This window comes from Marinobacter mangrovi, from assembly GCF_016798325.1.
Taxonomy (GTDB): Bacteria; Pseudomonadota; Gammaproteobacteria; order Pseudomonadales; family Oleiphilaceae; genus Marinobacter_A; species Marinobacter_A mangrovi.
In genome coordinates, this window is the sequence record NZ_JAERVO010000001.1 from 252,290 (window position 1) to 272,765 (window position 20,476).

The following is a 20,476-nucleotide window of genomic DNA, read 5'->3' on the forward strand; positions in this document are numbered from 1 at the left end:
CCTGACCCCCGGCCCGGCCGATGGCCCGGGCCTGACGGGTGGGTGGAGGTGTTCCCTTGTATCGCATCCTGTTCTGCGGATGGCTTCTGCTGCTCAGCGCCCCGTTGCTGGCCGAAGAAAAAAATGGCGCTGGTGCGGTCACTCGCGGCGCTGATAACCTCACATCACTGATGAGCCTGGGGCTTGGCCTGATTGTCGTCATTGCCCTGATTTTTGGCTGTGCCTGGCTGGTCAAGCGGATGAACGGCCTGTCCGGCATGAACAACCAGGCGATCAAAGTGGTCAGCGTCATGCCGGTGGGCGCCCGCGAGCGCATTGCCCTGATTGAGGTGGGCGGCACCCAGATCCTGGTGGGCATTACCGCCACCGCGATCCGGACGCTGCATGTCTTTGACGAGCCAGTGGTCAGTGGCAGCGTGGGCGGCGACAGTGAGTTTGCCAAGCGACTGCAGACCATGCTCGGGCGCAGCTGGGGTGATCGCTCGGCCTCCCGCAATGACCAGGGAGGTGATGCGTGACCCTGTTGGCCCGAAGCCTCAAACTGTGCCTGACGTGCCTGCCCCTGTTCCTGTTCGCTCTCCCGGCCCAGGCGGCCGATATTCCCGGCATTCCGGCGATCACCGTAACCCCGGGTCCGGACGGCAATACCCAGGAGTATTCGGTCACCCTTCAGGTCCTGGCGCTGATGACGGCGCTCACGTTCCTGCCGGCAATGCTGATGATGATGACGTCGTTCACCCGCATCATCATCGTTTTCTCCATCCTGCGTCAGGCGCTGGGGTTGCAGTCCACGCCGTCCAACCAGATCCTGCTGGGTCTGGCCCTGTTCCTGACCATCTTTATCATGCGGCCGGTGTTCGAGCAGGTGAACGAGACGGCGCTGCAGCCTTATCTTGCCGAACAGATGGCGCCCCTGGAAGCCGTCGAGGCGGCTTCTCAACCGTTCCGCAAATTCATGCTGGCCCAGACCCGGGAGGACGACCTGGGGCTGTTCATGCGGATTTCCGGCGAAAAGGCGGCCAGCCCCGACGATGTGTCGTTCTGGGTGTTGATGCCGGCCTTCGTGACCAGCGAACTGAAGACCGCCTTCCAGATCGGATTCATCCTGTTCATACCCTTCCTGGTCATCGATATGGTGGTGGCCAGCGTGCTGATGGCGATGGGGATGATGATGCTGTCACCGATCATCATCTCGCTGCCTTTCAAGATCATGCTCTTTGTGCTCGTTGACGGCTGGTCCCTGATCATGGGAACGCTGGCAGCCAGCTACGGACTGTAGGGGAGGTCAGTCATGACCCCGGAAACCGTTATCGACATCATGCGCCAGGCGCTCTGGCTGATTGTCCTGCTGTCGGCCATCATCATCGGGCCGGGGCTGGTTGTCGGTCTGATCGTCAGCACGTTCCAGGCGGCGACGCAGATCAACGAGCAGACCCTGAGCTTCCTGCCGCGCCTGCTGGTCACCTTGCTCTCGATCATCGTGTTCGGTCCCTGGATGCTGCATCAGCTCATGGATCACGCTGAACGACTGATCACCAATATTCCCTACCTGATCGGTTGACGATGGCACTGGAGATCGCCGCCGACGGCGTGGGACAGTGGGTCGGGCAACACGTCTGGCCGCTGTTTCGCATTGCCAGCTTCATGATGACGATCCCGTTTGTCGGCGCCGGCCTGGTGCCGGCCCGGATTCGTCTGGGGCTGGCGCTGCTGATGACGATCCTGGTGGTCCCGATGATCGGCGATGTGCCAAAAGTGGATGCGCTGAACGCCAATGCGGTGGTCATTACCATTCAGCAGGTGTTGATTGGCGCCGGCCTGGGCTTTGTGCTCACCGCGCTGTTTCAGCTGTTTGTGATTGCCGGCCAGATGATTGCGATGCAGATGGGCCTGGGCTTCGCTTCAATGGTGGATCCGGCTAACGGCGTGACGGTCCCCGTGCTGTCGCAGATCTACACCATTACCGTCACGCTGCTGTTTCTGGCTATGAACGGCCATCTCGTGGCGTTTGAGGTCTTCCTGGAAAGTTTCCGGACCATTCCCATCGGACTCAGCGGACTGGGGCCCGACGCCTATTGGGATCTGGCGCACCGGATCACCTGGATGTTTGTTTCCGCCATGCTGCTGGCACTGCCGGCGGTGACGGCGGTGCTGATCGTCAACATCTCGTTCGGGGTGATGACCCGGGCTGCGCCCCAGATGAATATCTTCTCCCTCGGCTTCCCGATTGGCCTGATTTTTGGATTGTTTGCCATCTGGGTGCTGCACGCCAATTTTCTGCCACACTTTGACGAGTACACCCGGCAAACCTTTGATTTCATGCGCTCCATAGAGCAGGTCCCCTGATCCGGCGGGTTGACGACAATGGCTGAAGAAGACGACAACAGTCAGGAAAAAACCGAAGAGGCCACCCCTCGAAGGCTTGAAAAGGCCCGCGAAGAGGGGCAGACCGCCCGCTCCCGTGAGCTGGCGACCATGGCCGTCCTGTTGGCGGGCGCCAGTGGCCTGCTGATGTTCGGTTCCACATTGGGGGCATCCCTCGAGCGCATCATGCGCTACAGCTTTTCCTTCGAGCGTATGGTGGCGTTTGACACGAACTATATGACCACCATGCTGGGAGCCGCCGCCCAGGATGCCGCCGTCGCGTTGTCGCCCATTCTGCTGTTGCTGCTGGTGGCGTCCATCTTCGGGCCGATAGGTATCGGCGGTATTCTGTTCAGTGGCAAGGCCATTGCCCCCAAGCTCAGTCGTATGGATCCCCTCAAGGGGCTCAAGCGGATGTTCTCGCTACGGGCGCTGATCGAGTTGGTCAAGGCGGTGGCGAAAGTGGCGCTGGTGATGGTCATCGCGTTGGTGATCCTCGACCAGCGCACCGACGACTTATTGGCAATCGCCGAGGAAGCACCGATTCCGGCCATGGAGCATGTGTTGTGGACGTTGGGCTGGAGCTTTTTCCTGCTGTCCTGCGCCACCATCATCATTGCGGCCATCGATGTGCCGTTCCAGATCTACGACCACCAGAAAAAGCTGCGCATGACCAAGCAGGAGGTCAAGGACGAGTTCAAGGACACCGAGGGCAAGCCGGAGGTCAAGAGCAAGGTCCGTCAGCTCCAGCGGGAGATGGCCCAGCGTCGGATGATGCAGGATGTGCCGACGGCCGACGTGGTCATTACCAACCCGACCCATTATGCGGTAGCGCTCAAGTACGACCAGAAGAAAATGGCGGCGCCGGTCGTCGTGGCCAAGGGCGCCGATCAGGTGGCCTTCAAGATCATGGAAATCGCCCGGGAGCACAAGGTGGATGTCTTGCGCACGCCGCCGCTGACCCGGGCGGTCTATCACAACACCGACGTGGGCGGCGAGATTCCCCAGGGGCTGTATGTGGCGATTGCCCAGGTATTGGCCTACCTGTACCAGTTGCGGCGTTATCGTCGTGGGCAAGGACAGCGACCGGGTATGCCGGACTTCCCGATTCCCGGTGATTTGCGGCGGGATAGCTGAGTTGGGGGACTTCAGCAGATCTTGGGGGCTGAAACCAATGGATGCCATCGCTTCCGCCGCCCTAGAGGGCCATCCCTGGCCCGCTATTGCGGCTAAGGACATCCGTGTCCTTTTCTCCAGCGATGGCATCCATTGGTTTCGATTACGTCTTCGGGCAAGCCCTCTCGAGCCTCTTGAGTACCCCGCGTAATCATGGTGGCGTAGGTTGGGCTGACGAAGGAAGCCCAACATTCCATGTTTAGGCGTGACATTGTTGGGTTTCCTTTGTCAGCCCAACATACTTGAGGAGGCGCCGCCAGGCGACCGTGTCCCGGAGCTAACTCCGAGCATCCAGTATCCGTACCAGCGGCGTTCCCCGGCTCTCGGGAATCGGCAACCGCCCGTAGAAGTCTTCCGGATCAATCGCCCGAACATCATCAAACCCCAGTCCCGCCAAATGCCGGGCCCCGGACTCGCCATCCCGAAAATGAAAACTCACCTGGGCCCGGGTCATCTGGCCCAGCGCGCCGCGCAGCATGTCCAAACCACGGCCTAGAATTTTCCCTTCGGGCTTGAGATAGGTTTCCGTCAGGTAGGCCGAGCCCGGTCTTGCCGCCAGACAGCGCGCGAGCCGGCGCCAGAACTGGCTGATGTCGTCAAGGGAAAAGTAGCTGGTCAGGCCTTCGGTCACGACCAGCAGCGGGCGAGCGGCGTCGAACTGATCCTCAATCACCCGTTCCAGCGCCAGCGGGCCGCCATCGGCAAAAATATCGATGGGCCGAACCTGATGATGGTCCCCCAGATAACCGTGGGTGGCGAGATACGCTGCCTTGCGAGTAGCCATGGCCGGCAGGTCGGTTTCCAGCATCTGCAGGTGAGGGAAGCGCTGGCGCAGGCGGATGCCGCGGGGCGACAGGCCGCACGCGATTTCCAGTATCTGGCTGATGCCGCGCTGTTCGACGGCTTCGTGAATCAGCTGGTCGATGATCAGGTGGCGTTGCAGAAGAAAAGTGCGGATATTGCCGCCGGTAACCAGGCGACTGAGCCCCTCAAAAGGCGTCATCAGGTTGTACAGGACGTGACCGGCGGGGGGTGTGAGGCCGTCTTCCGACAGGCCATTGTGCTGCCAGACGGCGCCGGTGTAGAGGGCGGTAAAGCTGATGCCGGTGCTGTCGATCGGGCGGGTCATGGGCGATCCTTGTTGTTGTCAGGGACGAGCCCTGACAACAGGCGCTCCGCTAAGAGGAGCGCCTGCTCAAGGCCCGACCTATTCTGCCGCCGGGGAATCGCCGTTGGGAATGGTCGAATCGCCCCACGCAGCCTGGCTGCCGGGCAAGATCAGGTTCAACCCGATGGCCACCACCGCGCACAGGGCGATGCCTTCCACGTGACCCAGGGCCATGCCGCCAATACCGAAGACCAGCGTGACACCGGCAATCACCAGATTGCGGGCTTCGGACAGGTCGACGTGGTGACGGATCAGCGTGTTCAGACCGACGACGGCAATGGAGCCGAACAGCAGGCACAGGATGCCGCCCATGACCGGTACCGGAATGGTCTGCAGCGCGGCGCCGAACTTGCCGATGAAGGCCAGCAGGATCGCCACGATGGCCGCCCAGATCATCACCCGCGGGTTGAAGTTGCGGGTCAGCATGACCGCGCCGGTGACTTCGGAATAGGTGGTGTTGGGCGGACCGCCCAGCATCGCCGCAGCGCTGGTGGCCACGCCGTCACCCAGCAGGGTGCGGTGCAGACCCGGCTTCTGGATGTAGTTCTTGCCCGTGACCGTGCCGATCGCCAGTACATCGCCGATGTGCTCAACCGCCGGCGCAATGGCGACAGGAACCATGAACAGAATGGCGCCCCAACCGAATTCCGGTGCGACGAAATCCGGGATGCGCAGCCAGGCCGCCTCACTGACCGGCGACAGGTCGACGATGCCCATGATGGCAGAGGCGATGTAACCCACGATCACGCCGAACATGATGGGGATCAGCCGGAACATGCCCTTGCCGAAGACCGCGAAGAGAATCGTGGTCAGCAGGGAAATCATCGAGATCCAGATCGCGGTGTTGTAGGGGATGAGCTGCGCACTGCCGTCGCCGGCCTTGCCCATCGCCATGTTGACCGCCGTGGAAGCCAGACCCAGCCCGATGACCATGATGACCGGACCGATGACGACCGGGGGGAGCAGGCGGTTCAGGAAGCCGGTGCCCCGCAGTTTAACGGCGCCACTGAGGATCATGTAGAGGACACCCGCGGCCACCAGGCCGCCCAGGGTTTCTTCCATGCCGAATTTGGCCTTGGAGGCGATGATCGGCGCAATGAAGGCAAAGGAGGAGGCCAGGAAAATGGGGATCTGGCCGCCGGTGATGATCTGGAAGATCAGGGTGCCGATACCGGCGGTGAACAGGGCAACGTTGGGGTCCATACCGGTGATCAGCGGCATCAGGACCAGGGCGCCGAAGGCGACCAGCAACATCTGCGCGCCGGCGAGGGCCTGGCGCCATACCGGCTCGTTCGGACTCGTCTGCATGTTTAGTTTTCCTTCTGTTTGGTGCCGAAGATCTTGTCGCCGGCATCACCGAGCCCGGGCAGGATGTAACCTTTCTCGTTCAGCCGCTCGTCGATGGACGCGGTGTAGATGGAGACATCCGGATGGGCCTTCTGGACCTTGTCGATGCCTTCCGGCGCCGCCACCAGGACCAGGGCACGAATTTCCGTGCTGCCGGCCTTCTTGAGCAGGTCAATGGTGGAGATCAGCGAGCCGCCGGTGGCCAGCATGGGATCGACGATCATCGCCATACGCTGGTCCAGTTCGCCGACCAGCTTTTCCAGGTAGGTGCTGGCTTCCAGGGTTTCTTCGTTACGGACCTGGCCGACCACGCTGACGCGGGCGCCGGGGATCAGGGTCAGGACGCCTTCCAGCATGCCCATGCCGGCACGCAGGATGGGGACAATCGTCACTTTCTTGCCGCTCACGCGATCCACTTCCACCGGCCCGGCCCAGCCCTGGATGGTCTGTTTTTCCAGCTGGAAGTCCTTGGTGGCTTCGTAAGTCAGCAGGGCCGTAATCTCTTGCGCCAACTCACGGAAGTTCTTGGTGCTGATGTCCGCCCGGCGCATCAGGCCGAGTTTGTGGCGGATCAGGGGGTGCTTTACCTCGAGGACGGGCATGGCTCACCTTCTTTTCTAAAATAGGGACATAAAATCTCACCAAGGATACCTTACTTCCCCGATTCAGTCAGTCCGGGTAGGCCGCAATCCCCTTGTCGGGCGGGTTGAGCGTCGGTTGGTACGCTTATTGCCAAATACCCTCCAGATACAGTCGTGCCGTCAAAAAAACGACATCTCGGCACGTGAGATACCCTGTTTACTGGAGAACATCGGGTCGTGGACAGAGCGCTGGTCCTCAATAACGTCAAATCGCTGACAAACGGCAACCTGGGCATCCCGGTCCTGCTGATGGCACTGCTGGGCATGATGATTCTGCCCATGCCGGTGTTCCTGCTGGACGTGCTGTTCACGTTCAACATCACCCTGTCCATCGTCATCCTGCTGGTGTGTGTGTACGCATTGCGGCCAATGGAGTTTGCCGCGTTTCCGACGGTGCTGCTGGTGGCCACGTTGCTGCGTCTGGCGCTGAACGTGGCGTCGACCCGGATTGTCCTGCTCAACGGTCACGAAGGGGGCGACGCCGCCGGTAAGGTGATCGAGTCGTTTGGTGCCGTGTTGATCGGCGGCAACTACGCCGTCGGCCTGGTGGTCTTCGCCATACTCGTCATCATCAACTTCATGGTCGTCACCAAGGGTGCCGGTCGGGTGTCGGAAGTCAGCGCCCGCTTCACCCTGGACGCCATGCCCGGCAAGCAGATGGCGATCGATGCCGACCTGAACGCCGGCCTGATCGATCAGGACGAAGCCAAGGCCCGTCGCGCCGAAATCGCCCAGGAGGCGGATTTCTATGGCTCCATGGACGGTGCCAGCAAATTCGTGAAGGGCGACGCGATCGCCGGCCTGTTGATCCTGTTCATCAACATCGCCGGCGGCGTGGCCATCGGCATGATGCAGCACTCGCTGTCGTTCGGCGATGCCATGCGCAGTTACGCGCTGCTGACCATCGGTGACGGTCTGGTTGCCCAGATTCCGTCGCTGCTGCTCTCCACCTCCGCCGCCATTATGGTGACGCGGGTCACCTCCAGTCAGGACATGGGCCAGCAGATCCTGTCCCAGATGTTCACCGCACCGCGGATTCTGTTTATTGCCAGCGCCATCCTGATCATCCTGGGCATTATCCCGGGGATGCCGCACGTGGCCTTTATAGGGCTCGGTCTCATTGCCGGAGCGGGCGCCTACTACATCTGGAAACGCCAGCAGCAGGTGGAAGAGGACGAGACCGTCTTTCCGGCGCGTGGGGGCGGTATGCCGCGCTCGGCGCCTTCCGGCGGTCCGCAGGGCGGCGGCGATGGCGCGCAGAAGCAGGCCTTGCCCGGTCCGCAAACCGAATCCCGGGAACTGGGCTGGGACGATGTGTCCACGGTCGATATCGTCGGCCTGGAAGTGGGTTACCGCCTGATCCCCATGGTGGACAAATCCCAGGGCGGCCAGCTGCTGACCCGGATCAAGGGCGTGCGCAAGAAGCTGTCTCAGGATCTGGGCTTCCTGATGCCGTCGGTCCATATCCGCGACAACCTGGACCTGATGCCCAACGTTTATCGCATCACCCTGATGGGCGTGACCATTGCCGAAGCCGAGATCCACCCGGACCGGGAACTGGCGATCGACCCGGGGCAGGTGTTCGGCAAAATTGAAGGTATCGAGGGCAAGGATCCGGCGTTCGGCCTGGATGCCAGCTGGATCGAACCGGACAAGAAAGATCAGGCCCAGACCCTGGGCTACACCGTGGTGGATGCCAGCACCGTGGTGGCGACCCATCTTAACCAGATCCTGCAGAAGCACGCCCACGAGCTGATCGGTCACGAGGAAGTCCAGAAGTGGCTGGAGCAGTTGGAGAAGATGTCGCCCAAGCTGGCGGAAGAGCTGGTACCCAACACGATTTCCATCAGTCTACTGCTGAAAGTCCTGCAGAGCCTTCTGAAAGAAGAGGTGCCGATCCGGGATATGCGGTCGATTGCGGAAGCGGTCGTCAATGTACAGCCGAAGACCCAGGACGCCCGGATCCTGACAACAGCCGCCCGCCAGTCCCTGCGCCGGATGATTGTCCAGAGCATCTGCGGCAACGAATCCGAGATCCCGGTCATCACCCTGGATCCAGAGTTGGAACAGATGTTGCTGAAGTCCATGCAACAGAGTCAACAATCCGGCGGTCAGGACGATATCGGTCTGGTGCTGGAGCCCAACATGGTGGAACGGCTCCAGCGCTCCCTGCAGGACGCGGCCCAACGTCAGGAAATGATGGGCAAGCCCGCCATCCTGCTGGTTTCGGCGCCACTGCGGCATGTCATGGCGCGCTTTGTGAGTTACGGGGTCGAACGCCTGCACGTCCTGTCTTACCAGGAAGTGCCGGACAACAAGCAGATTACGATTGTCGCGTCGGTGGGCCAGCAGTGAGGCTCGCCCAGCAACAGCAAGGCGTCGCGGGCCGCGGCGCCACCGGAGGTAGGTCATCATGAAGGTTAAACGGTTTTTTGCTCCAACCATGGCGGAAGCCCTGAAGATGGTTCGCCTGGAGATGGGAGAGGATGCCGTCATCCTGTCGAACCGGCGCGTGGACGGGGGCGTCGAAATTGTGACGGCTCTCGACTATGACGAAAATCTGGCGCGCCAGCGTCTGGGCACCGCCGCGGTCGAAGCCACCAATGGCGCCCGGCTGGCCGAAATGCAGGCGGAACAACATCGCCGCCTGGAGGAAGAACTCGGCCGCTCGCGGGACCGTATCCGGGAAATTCGTGAAAAGCGCCAACCCCGTGAACAGGACATTCTTGATTTCACCACGCCGGAACCGGCGGCTGCCGAACCCGCTCAGGACGCCACCCATGCGGCCCTCGAAGCCATGCGGGCGGAAATCCATTCACTGCGGGATATGGTCAACGAGCGTCGTTCTCCGGCCGCGGCAAATGGACCGGTAAACGACCCGGTGGACGCGAGTCAGCAGCGCCTGATGGAGCGGCTGGAAGAGTACGGACTGTCCCACACGCTGGCCTCCACGCTGTCTCGTAACGCGGCTGGTGTTCGACTGGAAGAGGGCTGGAAGCGGGCGTTGCGCACGCTGGCGGCCGGCCTGCGCACCCAGCAGCAGGAACTGGTCGAGCAGGGTGGTCTGGTCGCGTTGGTGGGCCCCACTGGCTCTGGCAAGACCACCACCATCGGCAAGATGGCGGCGCGTTATGTCCTGGAGCACGGCGCCGATTCCCTGGCGCTGGTCACCACCGACCGCTATCGGATCGCGGCACATGAGCATCTGTTTGTATTCGGTCGCATCCTGAACGTGCCGGTGCGGGTGGTGGATGAGAGCCATTCCCTGGACCAGATCCTCGATGACCTGTCCGATAAACGCCTGGTTCTGATCGACACGGCGGGCCTGACCCATTCCGATCGCGGCCACCAGGAACAGCTTGAGGAGCTGGCTGCAAGCCGGCATCCGGTCAAGCCTTACCTGGTGCTGGCAGCCACCAGCCAGCCTCGCATTATGAAATCCACGTGGCATTGCTATAAGATGGCGAATCCGGCCGGGTGTATCATGACCAAACTGGATGAAGCCCTGACACTCGGCGAGGTGCTAGGCTTTGCCATGGAAACGGGTCTTCGGGTGGCGTATTACACCGATGGGCAGCGCATCCCCGAGGACATTCATCCGGCACAGGCGGCTCCACTGGTCAGACTGGGTGTGGAGCGTCTGAAGCAGGTTCGGGAAACCGCCGTGGTTGCAGCCGGCGCCTGAGGCCCGGGAGTCCGCCGGAACAGCCGCAGGGCGTTCATGGGCTCCACTATCGAGCCGGTCATCAACCGGCCATCCTTATCAAGAGTTGTCGTGAGAGACTGTATCCGGCATGAGTAGAGTTAACCCGGTCCAGGTGATCGCCGTCTCAGGTGGCAAGGGCGGCGTTGGCAAGAGCAACGTTTCGGTCAACCTGGCTATTGCACTGGCGCAGATGGGGCGTCGGGTGGTGGTTCTGGATGCCGATCTGGGGCTGGCCAACATCGACGTCCTGCTGGGTATCACTGCGAACCACAATCTCAATGATGTGCTGAACGGCGAGTGCGACCTGCGCGATGTCCTGGTCGACGGCCCGGGCGGCATCAAGATCGTTCCCGCCTCGTCCGGCACCCAGCGGATGACCCAGCTGACGCCCATGGAGCACGCTGGCCTGATCAACGCCTTCAGCGAACTGGGCGATCAGATCGACGTGTTGATCGTTGACACCGCTGCCGGCATTTCCGAATCGGTGGTCAGCTTCCTGCGGGCGTCTCAGGAATTACTGCTGGTGGTCTGCGACGAGCCCACTTCCATTACCGATGCCTACGCGCTGATCAAGCTCATGAACCGGGACTACGGGGTGAACCGGTTTCGCATCCTTGCCAACCAGGTTCGCAACGAGCAGGAAGGCAAGCATCTGTTTGGGAAACTGACCCGGGTTACCGAGCGATTTCTGGATGTTGCGCTACAATATGTGGGCATCGTCCCTTACGACGAAGCCGTCAAAAAAGCGGTACAACGGCAGCGTGCGGTGCTTGACGCTTACCCACGCGCCAAGGCCTCGCTGGCGATCAAGGCGCTGGCCCAGCAGGTGGACAACTGGCCGCTCCCGTCTTCTCCACGGGGGCATCTCGAATTTTTCGTTGAGCGCCTGGTGGACGCCTGATGGAGTACCCTGACCGACAGGTGGCGTGGTATGACGGTCGCATGAAACACACGGGTAATCCGGATTGATGACGTTGGCAAAAGGCCTGGGAATCTACCAACAGACGAGCTCGCGCAAATCGGCCCATCAACTGGTCGAGGACCATGCGCCGCTGGTGAAAAAGATCGCGTTGCACGTGCTGGCGCGATTGCCCGCCTCTGTCCAGCTTGAAGACCTGATGCAGGCCGGCATGATCGGCCTTCTCGAGGCAGCCCAGAAGTACGACGCCGGCAAAGGCGCTTCCTTTGAAACCTATGCGGGTATCCGCATTCGCGGTGCCATTGTGGATGAGATTCGCAAGGGCGACTGGGTGCCGCGTTCCGTTCACCGCAATTCCCGTCGCATCGCCCAGGCGATCAAGGCCGTCGAAGACCGGACCGGGCGCGAGGCTCAGGATCACGAAGTCGCCGACGAGCTGGACATGACCCTGCCGGAGTACCATGCCTGCCTGGCCGATTCCAACAGCGGCCGTCTTTTTAGTCTGGATGAGCTAAATGAATCGGGAGAGCTGCCGATAGACAATGAAGAGGCCGTGCCCGATCGTCCGTTCGAAGAGCTGTCGGCAGCTGGATTCCAGCGCAGTCTGGCCGAGGCGATCGCGGCGCTGCCGGAGCGGGAAAAGCTGGTGTTGAGTCTGTATTACCAGGAAGAGCTGAACCTGAAAGAAATCGGCGCCGTCATCGGTGTCAGTGAAAGTCGGGTCAGCCAGATTCACAGTCAGGCGGCATTGCGCCTGAAATCACGTCTGACGGATTGGCAGGAAGCCCGTTAGCCACGCCGTTCAAAGCCGGTTCGCAAAACACCGGTGGAGCAGGGCAGAATGGGCGGACGCGCCACATCAGGCGCGACAAGCAAAGAGTTGACATCGAATTCCGGGAGCTTGTGGTCAGCGTTGATGCCCAGGCTACGATCCCGGAACTGTAGTTTTTGGTAACGGACGCTTTACAGCGGGCGTTGACGCGACAGAATAGGCGGTGCTTTCAGTGGCGCCGGCATCGTATGGATTGCCGGACACTGAACTGGACGCTGGATTGGTATTCCGGGCTGTAATGATTGGAGGTCCCTTTGGACAAAAACATGAAAATTCTGATCGTGGATGACTTCTCCACGATGCGACGGATCATCAAGAATCTGCTTCGCGACCTCGGTTTCACCAATACTGACGAGGCGGATGACGGCAACACCGCGCTGCCCATGCTCAAGAGTGGCAAATACGATTTTCTGGTCACCGACTGGAACATGCCGGGCATGTCCGGATTTGAACTGCTGCAGGCTGTTCGCGCGGACGAGAACCTCAAGAACCTGCCGATCCTGATGGTGACGGCGGAAGCCAAGCGTGACCAGATCGTGGCGGCGGCCCAGGCCGGCGTTAACGGTTACGTCGTGAAGCCGTTTACGGCGGCTGTCCTGAAGGAAAAGATCGAGAAGATTTTCGAACGCATCCAGTCCTGAGTATCAGAGCGCCAATCATGGGCACAAAAAAAGACAAGGCCGGCTCCCTCGATCCCGATGTCGTTGAGAAGCTGCAGCACCAGGCGGAAGAACTGAAGCAACAGGTGGACGCCGGCGATTACGCCGCGGCGATGCGCCTGATTAATGAACTGAATGATGTCCGGGACCAGAGCCTTTACCGTGAGGTTGGCCGGTTGACCCGCAGCCTCCACGAGGCCATTCGCAACTTCAATATCGATCCGCAGAACCCGGAGCAGCAGGAAGCCCTGTCCAAGATCACGGACGCTTCCGACCGGTTGGCGTACGTGGTGGACATGACCAGTCAGGCCGCCAACCGCACCATGGACATCGTGGAAGAGGCGATGCCCAAGGCCAACAGCCTGCGGGAGCAGGCCGTCGCGCTGCGAGCCGACTGGCACAAGCTGCGCCGCCGGGAAATCGGCGCCGGCGAATTCCGCGAGCTGTACAACCGGATCGACAACTTCTTCGAACAAACGGCCAGCGATGCGGAAGCCCTTTACGGCAACCTGTCCGAGATCCTGCTGGCGCAGGACTTCCAGGACCTGACCGGTCAGGTCATCCAGAAGGTCACGGCGCTAGTCAAGGAAGTGGAAGAACACCTGCTCAGCCTGGTGGTCATGGCCAGCCATGTCGATGAAATCACCGGCACTGTCCATGATATCGGCGAAACAACGACAACAATCGAAAAAGGCGAAGGCCCTCAAATGAACGCCAAAGAGCGTGAGGATGTCGTATCCGGCCAGGATGATGTCGATGACCTCCTGTCCAGCCTTGGTTTTTGAGTGAGGACACTGCATGGCGCTTGATGCTGACGAAGAAATTCTCCAGGACTTCCTGGTAGAGGCCGGTGAAATACTCGAAAAGCTGTCCGAACAGCTGGTGGATCTGGAGCAGAATCCGGATAACGGGGATCTGCTGAACGCGATCTTCCGTGGGTTCCACACCGTCAAGGGTGGTGCCGGCTTCCTGCAGCTTGAAGCGCTGGTCAATTGTTGTCATTCGGCGGAAAACGTCTTTGACACCCTGCGTAACCACAAGCGCCGGGTCGACTCCGATCTCATGGACGTGGTCCTCGAAGCCCTGGACAACGTCAATGCCATGTTTGACCAGGTACGCAACCGGGAGGAACCGACACCGGCCGATCCGGCATTGATCGAGGCGCTGGATGCCCTGGCGTTGCCCGAAGGCGAGGCCCCCGCCGCACCCGAGCCGGAGGCAGCTCCCAAGCCTGAACCGGCGGCTGAAGCCGGCGACCATGCGGACCAGGGCGACATCACCGACGAAGAATTCGAGCAGTTGCTGGATGCCCTTGAGGATGAGAAATCTTCATCCGGCGACAGCAGTGGCGACGATCAGATCACAGACGATGAGTTCGAGAACCTGCTGGATGAGCTGCACGGCAAAGGGCAGCACAGCGGTAAACCGGCAGACGACGACAAACCCGCTGCAGCAGGGCATTCCGGCGGCAGTGGCGGCGATGACATCACCGACGATGAGTTCGAGAGTCTGCTCGATGACCTGCACGGCAAGGGGCAGTTCAAAGGCTCAGTCGAACCGGCGTCAAAGGGCGGTGGTGCATCGGATGCGAGCGCCAGGACAAGCGGTGGCGATGAGCTGATTACCGACGACGAATTCGAGAACCTGCTGGACGAACTGCACGGCTCGGGCAAAGGCCCCGGTGCCCCGGGCGCCAGTCAGCCGGCAGCGAAGAAGCCGGAACCGGCGCCAGCGCCCAGGAAGGCTGAGAAACCGAGCGCTCCCGCCAACAAGGATGAGAATAAATCGCCCGCCACCCCGGCTGTGCCGCAGCGGGACTCCCAGCCGGCTGCCGAAACCACCGTGCGAGTGGACACCAAACGCCTCGACGACATCATGAACATGGTGGGCGAACTGGTGTTGGTGCGTAACCGCCTGCAGCGTCTGGGTAACGACAGCGAAGACGAACAGATGCACAAAGCGGTGGCCAACCTCGATGTGGTGACCACCGATCTCCAGTCTGCCGTCATGCAGACGCGCATGCAGCCGATCAAAAAAGTCTTCGGCCGTTTCCCGCGTGTGGTGCGCGATCTGGCGCGCAGCCTCAAGAAGGAAATCAACCTGGTCATGCACGGCGAGGACACCGACCTGGACAAGAACCTGGTCGAAGCCCTGTCCGATCCGCTCGTTCACCTGGTGCGCAACTCCGTAGACCATGGCATCGAAGCGCCGGATGTGCGCGAAAAAGCCGGTAAGCCCCGGACGGGTGTGGTGACGCTTTCAGCCGAGCAGGAAGGCGATCATATCCTGCTGTCGATCGAAGACGACGGTGGCGGCATGGATCCGGACAAGCTGCGTCAGAAGGCGGTCGAGAAAGGATTGTTTGAACAGGACGCCGCGGATCGTCTGACCAACAACGAATGCTACAACCTCATCTTTGCCCCTGGCTTTTCCACCAAGGACCAGATTTCCGACGTGTCCGGGCGGGGTGTGGGCATGGACGTGGTCAAGACCAAGATCAGTCAATTGAACGGCACCATCCATGTGGAGTCGGAGCTGGGTAAAGGCTCCCGCATCCTGATCAAGGTGCCGCTGACGCTGGCGATCATGCCGACACTGATGATCATGCTGGGCGACCAGTCCTTCGCGCTGCCGCTGGTCAATGTCGTGGAGATCTTCCACCTGGATCTGACCAAGAAGAACATCGTTGACGGTCGTGAGTGTATTGTGGTTCGCGACAAGGTGTTCCCGATCTACAACATCAAGGACTGGCTGATCCACGGCGCAGCCGGCGAGCCCGATCCCGAGAATGGGCACGTGGTCATTGTCGCGATGGGCACCAAGCGGGTTGGTTTTGTGGTGGACCAGTTGATCGGGCAGGAAGAGGTGGTCATCAAGCCTTTGGGGCGGATGCTCCACGGCACGCCGGGCATGGCCGGTGCGACCATTACCGGCGATGGGCGGATCGCGTTGATTATCGACGTGCCCAGTCTGCTGCAGCACTACGGATGACAGGAGAAATGCCTGAATGACCGTTTCCGTTCTGGTCGTTGATGATTCCGGTTTCTTCCGCAAGCGACTCACCGAAATCCTGAACGCGTCGGGTAATATCCGCGTGGTCGGTGCCGCCACTAACGGTCGTGAAGCGATCGAGATGGCGGACAAGCTGCGCCCGGACGTGATCACGATGGATTATGAGATGCCCATCATGGATGGCATCACCGCCGTGAAGGAAATCATGAAGCGCCGGCCCGTGCCGGTGTTGATGTTTTCCTCGCTGACCTACGAAGGCGCCCGGGTGACGCTGGATGCCCTGGAAGCAGGGGCCGTGGACTTCCTGCCCAAGAATTTCGAGGAAATCGCCCGGGACAATAGCCAGCTCCAGAAGATCCTGCGCGAACGGATCCTGGATGTGGCGCGCAGTCGCCCCGGCTCTCGACCGGCTCCGGCCGTGCCGTCTACGCCGCCTCCCGCGCAACCGGCTCGCCCGCAGACACGTGGTCCTGCCAGGCCCACACCGGCACAGCGCCGGGCCGAGCCGGAAGCGGAAGCCGCCCGGTCATCGCGCAAGACCCAGCCGCGCAGTTACAGCGTGGTGGGCATTGGCACGTCCACGGGCGGTCCCATTGCCCTGCAGCGGGTTCTTACCCGTTTGCCATCCCGTTTTCCGGCACCGATCGTGCTGATCCAGCACATGCCCGCCAGTTTCACGCCGGCGTTTGCGGATCGCCTCAACAAATTGTGCCAGATTGAGGTCCGCCAGGCTGAAGACGGCGACATGCTGCGCCCGGGCCTGGCCCTGCTGGCGCCCGGCGGCAAGCAGATGATGATCGAGAACAAGGGCCCGCATGGCCGGGTGCGTATCCTGGAAAGCGACGAGCGCTTGACCTACAAACCCTGCGTCGATGTGACGTTCGGCTCGCTGGCTCGCAGCTTTCCCGGCAAGACCCTGGGTATCATCCTGACCGGCATGGGCGCCGATGGTAAGGAAGGTTGCCGGATGATGAAGCAGTCCGGTAGCGTGATCTGGTCCCAGGATGAGAAATCCTCCGTGATCTACGGTATGCCCATGGCGGTCGCCAAGGCCGGCCTGAGCGACGAAGTCCTGACCCTGGATGACATTGGCGAGCGGATGGTCGAGGGCGTCTGCTGATGGACGTGCTCAGCTTACTGGGCATCATCCTCGCCTTTGCCGCCATCCTCGGTGGCAACGTCCTGGAGGGCGGTGCGCTTGGGTCTCTGTTCAATGCGCCCGCTGGCCTGATCGTGGTGGGCGGCACGGTCGCCGCGACGATCCTGCAAACCTCCTGGCCGGTCATCAAGCGGGCGCTCAAACAGGTCCGCTGGGTGTTTGTGCCGCCTTACATCGGCCTTGAAGACGGTATCGACAAGGTCATCAACTGGAGCGTACGCGCCCGCAAACAGGGATTACTGGGCCTTGAGGGACTGGCCGAGCGCGAACCGGAGCGGTTTGCCCGTAAGGGGCTGCAGTTGCTGGTCGATGGCGCCGAGACCGAATCCATCCGCAGCATCATGGAAGTGGAGCTGGATGCCCGCGAGCAGAGTGATATCGAAGCGGCCAAGGTGTTTGAGGCGATGGGCGGTTATGCGCCGACCATCGGCATCATCGGCGCTGTCATGGGGCTGATCCAGGTCATGACCAATCTGGAAGACCCCAGCACTCTGGGGGCGGGCATTGCCACTGCGTTTGTGGCCACCATCTATGGGGTGGCGCTGGCCAACCTCCTGTTCTTTCCGGTCGCCAGCAAGCTGCGCGCCATTGCCCGCCAGCGCACGCGCTACGAAGACATGATGATTGACGGCCTCATCGCGATTGCGGAAGGGGAGAACCCGCGCTCCATCGAACTTCGCCTCAAGGGCTTCATCCAGTAGCAGGCACGACTATGCGACGCCGGCGCGCCAGAGAAGACGATCAGCACAACCGGGAACGCTGGCTGATATCCTACGCGGACTTCATCACGTTGCTGTTCGGCTTTTTCGTGGTCATGTATTCTGTCTCGTCGGTGAACGAAGGCAAGTACAAAGTGCTTTCGGAAACCCTGACCGGGGTGTTCAATGCGCCGCAGCACTCGGTGGAGCCGATTACCGTGGGAGATCGTATTTCCCGCCCGGAACCGCCCGCAGAAGATCAGGTGATCGCACCTCCGGTGGCCACTGCCCCGGCCAATGAAGCCAATGACGAGGAAGGGCGCAGCAAGGCCCTGGAATCCATCGCCAACCAGCTTGAAGACCATTTCCAGACCCTCATCAACAAGGGGCTGATTTCCGTTGAGACCAACGAGAACTGGATCGAACTGAGCCTCCAGAACAGCCTGCTGTTTGGCTCCGGCGATGCCGAACCCCATTACGATGCCTTCCCGGTCGTGGAGAAAATTGCCGGTATCCTGTCCGGCTACGACAATGCCGTTCGCGTCGAAGGCTTCACCGACAACCAGCCCATCCATACCGCGGCCTACCCCTCGAACTGGGAGCTGTCGGCCGCCCGGGCGGCAGCCGTTGTCCGCTTGCTGGCGAGCAATCACATCGATCCGCGGCGCATGGCAGCGATTGGTTACGGCCAGTACCAGCCAGTGGCCCGCAACGACACCCGGGAAGGGCGCAGCCGCAACCGGCGGGTGGTTCTGCTGATCTCCAGGGACGCCAGTATCCGCGGTGCCGTTCGCTAGATCGCAGTCAGCCACAGTTTCATCCGCGTTTCATTTTCGCTTCCAATCCCCTGAAACTGGCATGGTTTCTGTATTTATCCTTGTCGTTACCAGCGACGGGCAAAGGTTTGCCTGTTGCCTCGTTGTCGGCTTGCGGAAGTGGCTCAAGTTTTCCGTCACGGAGCCGATACAAAAATAAATGTCATGGCAGCGGCGAGTGCGATCTAATCAGGCACCGCAGGGTACTGCGATGAGGCTCAACGGGAGAATGATTTCGTGCGAATCTGGGCGGTCGCCAATCAGAAAGGCGGTGTCGGCAAGACCACAACGGTGGTCACACTGGGTGGATTACTGGCCGAGTCGGGTAAGCGTGTGCTGGTTGTCGACCTCGATCCCCACGGTTCGCTGACCAGCTGGTTCGGGCATGATCCGGACAGTCTGGCTCACAGTGCCTTCGATCTGTTCCAGCACAGTGGCAAGGTGCCCGAGGGGCTGCCGGCGCAACTGCTGCTGGAGACGTCCTGCCCGGGGTTGTCGTTGATACCGGCCAGTTCGGCGCTGGCGACGCTGGAGCGAAAGATGGTGGGTGTCGAGGGCATGGGGCTGATCGTCTCCCGGGCGCTGGCGCAGCTCTGGGACGATTTCGACTACGTGCTGCTGGATAACACCCCGTCACTGGGTGTATTGATGGTGAACGCCCTGGCGGCGTCACAGCGCCTTCTGGTACCGGTGCAGACCGAGTTCCTGGCGATGAAGGGCCTGGAGCGGATGATCAATACGCTCAAGATGATCATCCGGTCGCGCAACACGCCATTGCCGTACACGATTATCCCGACGCTGTTCGATCGTCGCACCCAGGCGTCCGTCCACAGTCTCAACGCATTGCGCAAAGCCTATCCCGAGGACCTGTGGCGTTTCGCCGTTCCTGTGGACACCAAGTTCCGGGATGCCAGCGAAGCGGGGCAGGTGCCGTCCTCATTCAGTGGTGACACCCATGGTGTCAGGGCTTACCGGCGTCTGCTGGATGATCTGATCGAACAGGGCAAAGGCCAGGAATGAGTACGTCAGTTTGTTGACGCCGGAGTCGTTGATGCAGGAAAAGAGTCAAAAAACAGACTACGTCGATCCCACGGCGGCTCTATCCAGTTACCTGGACGATCTGTTGTTCGTGGCGACCAGCACGGCGACGGAAACCGAGACCGAAACCGAAACCGGGACGGAGGTCAAAGCCGAAGCGCCGGTCGCGCCGGTGGAAGCGCCGCCCTCGGTGGATGTTGCGGAACAGGACCGTGTCAAACAGGCTGAACGCGAGGCCCGTCGTGAGCGCGTGCGGGCGCAGGCCCTGCGTGTGAAGGCCCGTCGGGCGGAGGCGGAGAAGCAGCGTCAGGCGGAAGCACTCCAGCAGGTTGAAGCTCGGGCTGTGGTGACAGAAACGGCCGCACCGCCGGCGCCAGAGGTGATCGCCGAGCCAGCCGACGCGGCCCAGCCGGATACCCAGCCGGCACCGCTGGGGCGTCCAGAGTGGGCGGATCAGGCGTTCGAGTGTCTGATCTTCCGGGTTGCAGGTCTGCAGCTCGCGGTTCCGCTGGTGCTGTTGGGAGCCATCCATCGCATGGATACCGACCTGCATCCGATTCCCGGGCGCCCCCGCTGGTTTATGGGCATGATGCCGTCAGGCGAACACAACCTGCGGGTTGTGGACACCGCGGAATGGGTGATGTCGGGACGGGTTCCCGAAGGCGCGCGGGACGGCTACCAGTTCGTGATCCGGCTGGATGACAGCGAGTGGGGCCTGGCCTGTGACGAAGTGGCCCAGTCCTTTACCCTGCGCCCGGGCGATGTACGCTGGCGCTCGGAGCGCAGCCGCCGGCCCTGGCTGGCGGGCACGGTGGTGGATCACATGTGTGCGCTGCTGGATGTGGGGGCGATGACCCAGCTGCTGTCCCGTGCGGAGCGGGAACAGAAACTCGATCTGAACTGATTCGTTTTACAAATATTGAAAAATGACGGTTGGCCCGG

General features: G+C 61.2%; 20 protein-coding genes. 17 read left to right on the plus strand and 3 right to left on the minus strand.

What is annotated here, in order from left to right:
* Nucleotides 1-56 precede the first annotated feature (56 nt).
* Genes fliO through flhB form a run of 5 tightly spaced genes read left to right on the plus strand, consistent with a single transcriptional unit; the run spans nt 57 to nt 3,501 of the window.
* The gene (gene fliO, locus JL474_RS01120) at nt 57-518 is read left to right on the plus strand and encodes a flagellar biosynthetic protein FliO (RefSeq protein ID WP_407944032.1); all 462 of its coding nucleotides are present in this window, start codon (nt 57-59) and stop codon (nt 516-518) included.
* 5 nt (nt 519-523) lie between these two features.
* A complete protein-coding gene (gene fliP / locus JL474_RS01125) occupies nt 524-1,279 on the plus strand; it encodes a flagellar type III secretion system pore protein FliP (RefSeq protein WP_203141268.1) in 756 nt (251 codons plus the stop codon).
* Between the two features lie 12 nt (nt 1,280-1,291).
* Nucleotides 1,292-1,561: a flagellar biosynthesis protein FliQ gene (gene fliQ / locus JL474_RS01130; protein ID WP_203140630.1), complete on the plus strand. Its 270-nt coding sequence runs from the start codon at nt 1,292-1,294 to the stop codon at nt 1,559-1,561.
* A gap of 2 nt (nt 1,562-1,563) precedes the next feature.
* A complete protein-coding gene (gene fliR, locus JL474_RS01135; protein ID WP_203140631.1) occupies nt 1,564-2,346 on the plus strand; it encodes a flagellar biosynthetic protein FliR in 783 nt (260 codons plus the stop codon).
* 18 nt (nt 2,347-2,364) lie between these two features.
* Nucleotides 2,365-3,501 carry a flagellar biosynthesis protein FlhB gene (gene flhB / locus JL474_RS01140; RefSeq protein ID WP_123633228.1) on the plus strand — a complete coding sequence of 379 codons (1,137 nt, stop codon included), beginning with the start codon at nt 2,365-2,367 and terminating at the stop codon, nt 3,499-3,501.
* 316 nt (nt 3,502-3,817) lie between these two features.
* On the opposite strand, the gene JL474_RS01145 is transcribed toward flhB, so the two are convergent.
* From JL474_RS01145 to upp, 3 genes are all read right to left on the minus strand, one after another.
* On the minus strand, nt 3,818-4,669 hold the full coding sequence (locus JL474_RS01145) for a class I SAM-dependent methyltransferase (protein WP_203140632.1): 852 nt from the start codon (nt 4,667-4,669) through the stop codon (nt 3,818-3,820).
* Between the two features lie 78 nt (nt 4,670-4,747).
* Nucleotides 4,748-6,016: a uracil-xanthine permease family protein gene (locus JL474_RS01150; protein ID WP_203140633.1), complete on the minus strand. Its 1,269-nt coding sequence runs from the start codon at nt 6,014-6,016 to the stop codon at nt 4,748-4,750.
* Between the two features lie 2 nt (nt 6,017-6,018).
* The gene (gene upp / locus JL474_RS01155) at nt 6,019-6,657 is read right to left on the minus strand and encodes a uracil phosphoribosyltransferase (RefSeq protein ID WP_123633231.1); all 639 of its coding nucleotides are present in this window, start codon (nt 6,655-6,657) and stop codon (nt 6,019-6,021) included.
* Nucleotides 6,658-6,873: 216 nt separating this feature from the next.
* Here upp and flhA point away from each other — a divergent pair, with 216 nt between their 5' ends.
* From flhA to JL474_RS01215, 12 genes are all read left to right on the plus strand, one after another.
* The gene (gene flhA / locus JL474_RS01160) at nt 6,874-9,051 is read left to right on the plus strand and encodes a flagellar biosynthesis protein FlhA (RefSeq protein ID WP_123633232.1); all 2,178 of its coding nucleotides are present in this window, start codon (nt 6,874-6,876) and stop codon (nt 9,049-9,051) included.
* Between the two features lie 58 nt (nt 9,052-9,109).
* A complete protein-coding gene (gene flhF, locus JL474_RS01165) occupies nt 9,110-10,381 on the plus strand; it encodes a flagellar biosynthesis protein FlhF (RefSeq protein ID WP_203140634.1) in 1,272 nt (423 codons plus the stop codon).
* 109 nt (nt 10,382-10,490) lie between these two features.
* The gene (locus JL474_RS01170; RefSeq protein ID WP_123633234.1) at nt 10,491-11,303 is read left to right on the plus strand and encodes a MinD/ParA family protein; all 813 of its coding nucleotides are present in this window, start codon (nt 10,491-10,493) and stop codon (nt 11,301-11,303) included.
* A gap of 67 nt (nt 11,304-11,370) precedes the next feature.
* Nucleotides 11,371-12,114, plus strand: coding sequence for an RNA polymerase sigma factor FliA (locus JL474_RS01175; RefSeq protein ID WP_123633235.1), 744 nt, complete (start codon nt 11,371-11,373; stop codon nt 12,112-12,114).
* Between the two features lie 293 nt (nt 12,115-12,407).
* A complete protein-coding gene (cheY, locus tag JL474_RS01180; RefSeq protein WP_123633236.1) occupies nt 12,408-12,794 on the plus strand; it encodes a chemotaxis response regulator CheY in 387 nt (128 codons plus the stop codon).
* A gap of 17 nt (nt 12,795-12,811) precedes the next feature.
* The gene (locus JL474_RS01185) at nt 12,812-13,597 is read left to right on the plus strand and encodes a protein phosphatase CheZ (protein WP_203140635.1); all 786 of its coding nucleotides are present in this window, start codon (nt 12,812-12,814) and stop codon (nt 13,595-13,597) included.
* Nucleotides 13,598-13,610: 13 nt separating this feature from the next.
* Entirely contained in the window at nt 13,611-15,803 is a 2,193-nt protein-coding gene (locus JL474_RS01190; protein ID WP_203140636.1) for a chemotaxis protein CheA, read from the plus strand.
* Nucleotides 15,804-15,819: 16 nt separating this feature from the next.
* The gene (locus JL474_RS01195; RefSeq protein ID WP_203140637.1) at nt 15,820-16,944 is read left to right on the plus strand and encodes a protein-glutamate methylesterase/protein-glutamine glutaminase; all 1,125 of its coding nucleotides are present in this window, start codon (nt 15,820-15,822) and stop codon (nt 16,942-16,944) included.
* A complete protein-coding gene (locus JL474_RS01200) occupies nt 16,944-17,684 on the plus strand; it encodes a flagellar motor protein (RefSeq protein ID WP_123633240.1) in 741 nt (246 codons plus the stop codon). The genes JL474_RS01195 and JL474_RS01200 overlap by 1 nt, the downstream gene beginning before the upstream one ends.
* A gap of 11 nt (nt 17,685-17,695) precedes the next feature.
* Nucleotides 17,696-18,478, plus strand: a complete 783-nt coding sequence (gene motD, locus JL474_RS01205) for a flagellar motor protein MotD (protein WP_123633241.1) — start codon at nt 17,696-17,698, stop codon at nt 18,476-18,478.
* Between the two features lie 255 nt (nt 18,479-18,733).
* Nucleotides 18,734-19,516 (plus strand): ParA family protein, encoded by a 783-nt coding sequence (locus JL474_RS01210; protein WP_203140638.1) that lies wholly within the window; start codon nt 18,734-18,736, stop codon nt 19,514-19,516.
* Nucleotides 19,517-19,547: 31 nt separating this feature from the next.
* On the plus strand, nt 19,548-20,438 hold the full coding sequence (locus JL474_RS01215; RefSeq protein ID WP_203140639.1) for a chemotaxis protein CheW: 891 nt from the start codon (nt 19,548-19,550) through the stop codon (nt 20,436-20,438).
* The last annotated feature ends 38 nt before the right edge of the window (nt 20,439-20,476 follow it).

Coding starts and splice junctions, on each gene's coding strand:
- fliQ (WP_203140630.1), top strand. CDS start 1,292: ATGACCCCGGAAACCGTTATCGACATCATGCGCCAGGCGCTCTGGCTG.
- fliR (WP_203140631.1), top strand. CDS start 1,564: ATGGCACTGGAGATCGCCGCCGACGGCGTGGGACAGTGGGTCGGGCAA.
- flhB (WP_123633228.1), top strand. CDS start 2,365: ATGGCTGAAGAAGACGACAACAGTCAGGAAAAAACCGAAGAGGCCACC.
- JL474_RS01145 (WP_203140632.1), bottom strand. CDS start 4,669: ATGACCCGCCCGATCGACAGCACCGGCATCAGCTTTACCGCCCTCTAC.
- JL474_RS01150 (WP_203140633.1), bottom strand. CDS start 6,016: ATGCAGACGAGTCCGAACGAGCCGGTATGGCGCCAGGCCCTCGCCGGC.
- upp (WP_123633231.1), bottom strand. CDS start 6,657: ATGCCCGTCCTCGAGGTAAAGCACCCCCTGATCCGCCACAAACTCGGC.
- flhF (WP_203140634.1), top strand. CDS start 9,110: ATGAAGGTTAAACGGTTTTTTGCTCCAACCATGGCGGAAGCCCTGAAG.
- JL474_RS01170 (WP_123633234.1), top strand. CDS start 10,491: ATGAGTAGAGTTAACCCGGTCCAGGTGATCGCCGTCTCAGGTGGCAAG.
- JL474_RS01175 (WP_123633235.1), top strand. CDS start 11,371: ATGACGTTGGCAAAAGGCCTGGGAATCTACCAACAGACGAGCTCGCGC.
- JL474_RS01185 (WP_203140635.1), top strand. CDS start 12,812: ATGGGCACAAAAAAAGACAAGGCCGGCTCCCTCGATCCCGATGTCGTT.
- JL474_RS01190 (WP_203140636.1), top strand. CDS start 13,611: ATGGCGCTTGATGCTGACGAAGAAATTCTCCAGGACTTCCTGGTAGAG.
- JL474_RS01195 (WP_203140637.1), top strand. CDS start 15,820: ATGACCGTTTCCGTTCTGGTCGTTGATGATTCCGGTTTCTTCCGCAAG.
- JL474_RS01200 (WP_123633240.1), top strand. CDS start 16,944: ATGGACGTGCTCAGCTTACTGGGCATCATCCTCGCCTTTGCCGCCATC.
- motD (WP_123633241.1), top strand. CDS start 17,696: ATGCGACGCCGGCGCGCCAGAGAAGACGATCAGCACAACCGGGAACGC.
- JL474_RS01215 (WP_203140639.1), top strand. CDS start 19,548: ATGCAGGAAAAGAGTCAAAAAACAGACTACGTCGATCCCACGGCGGCT.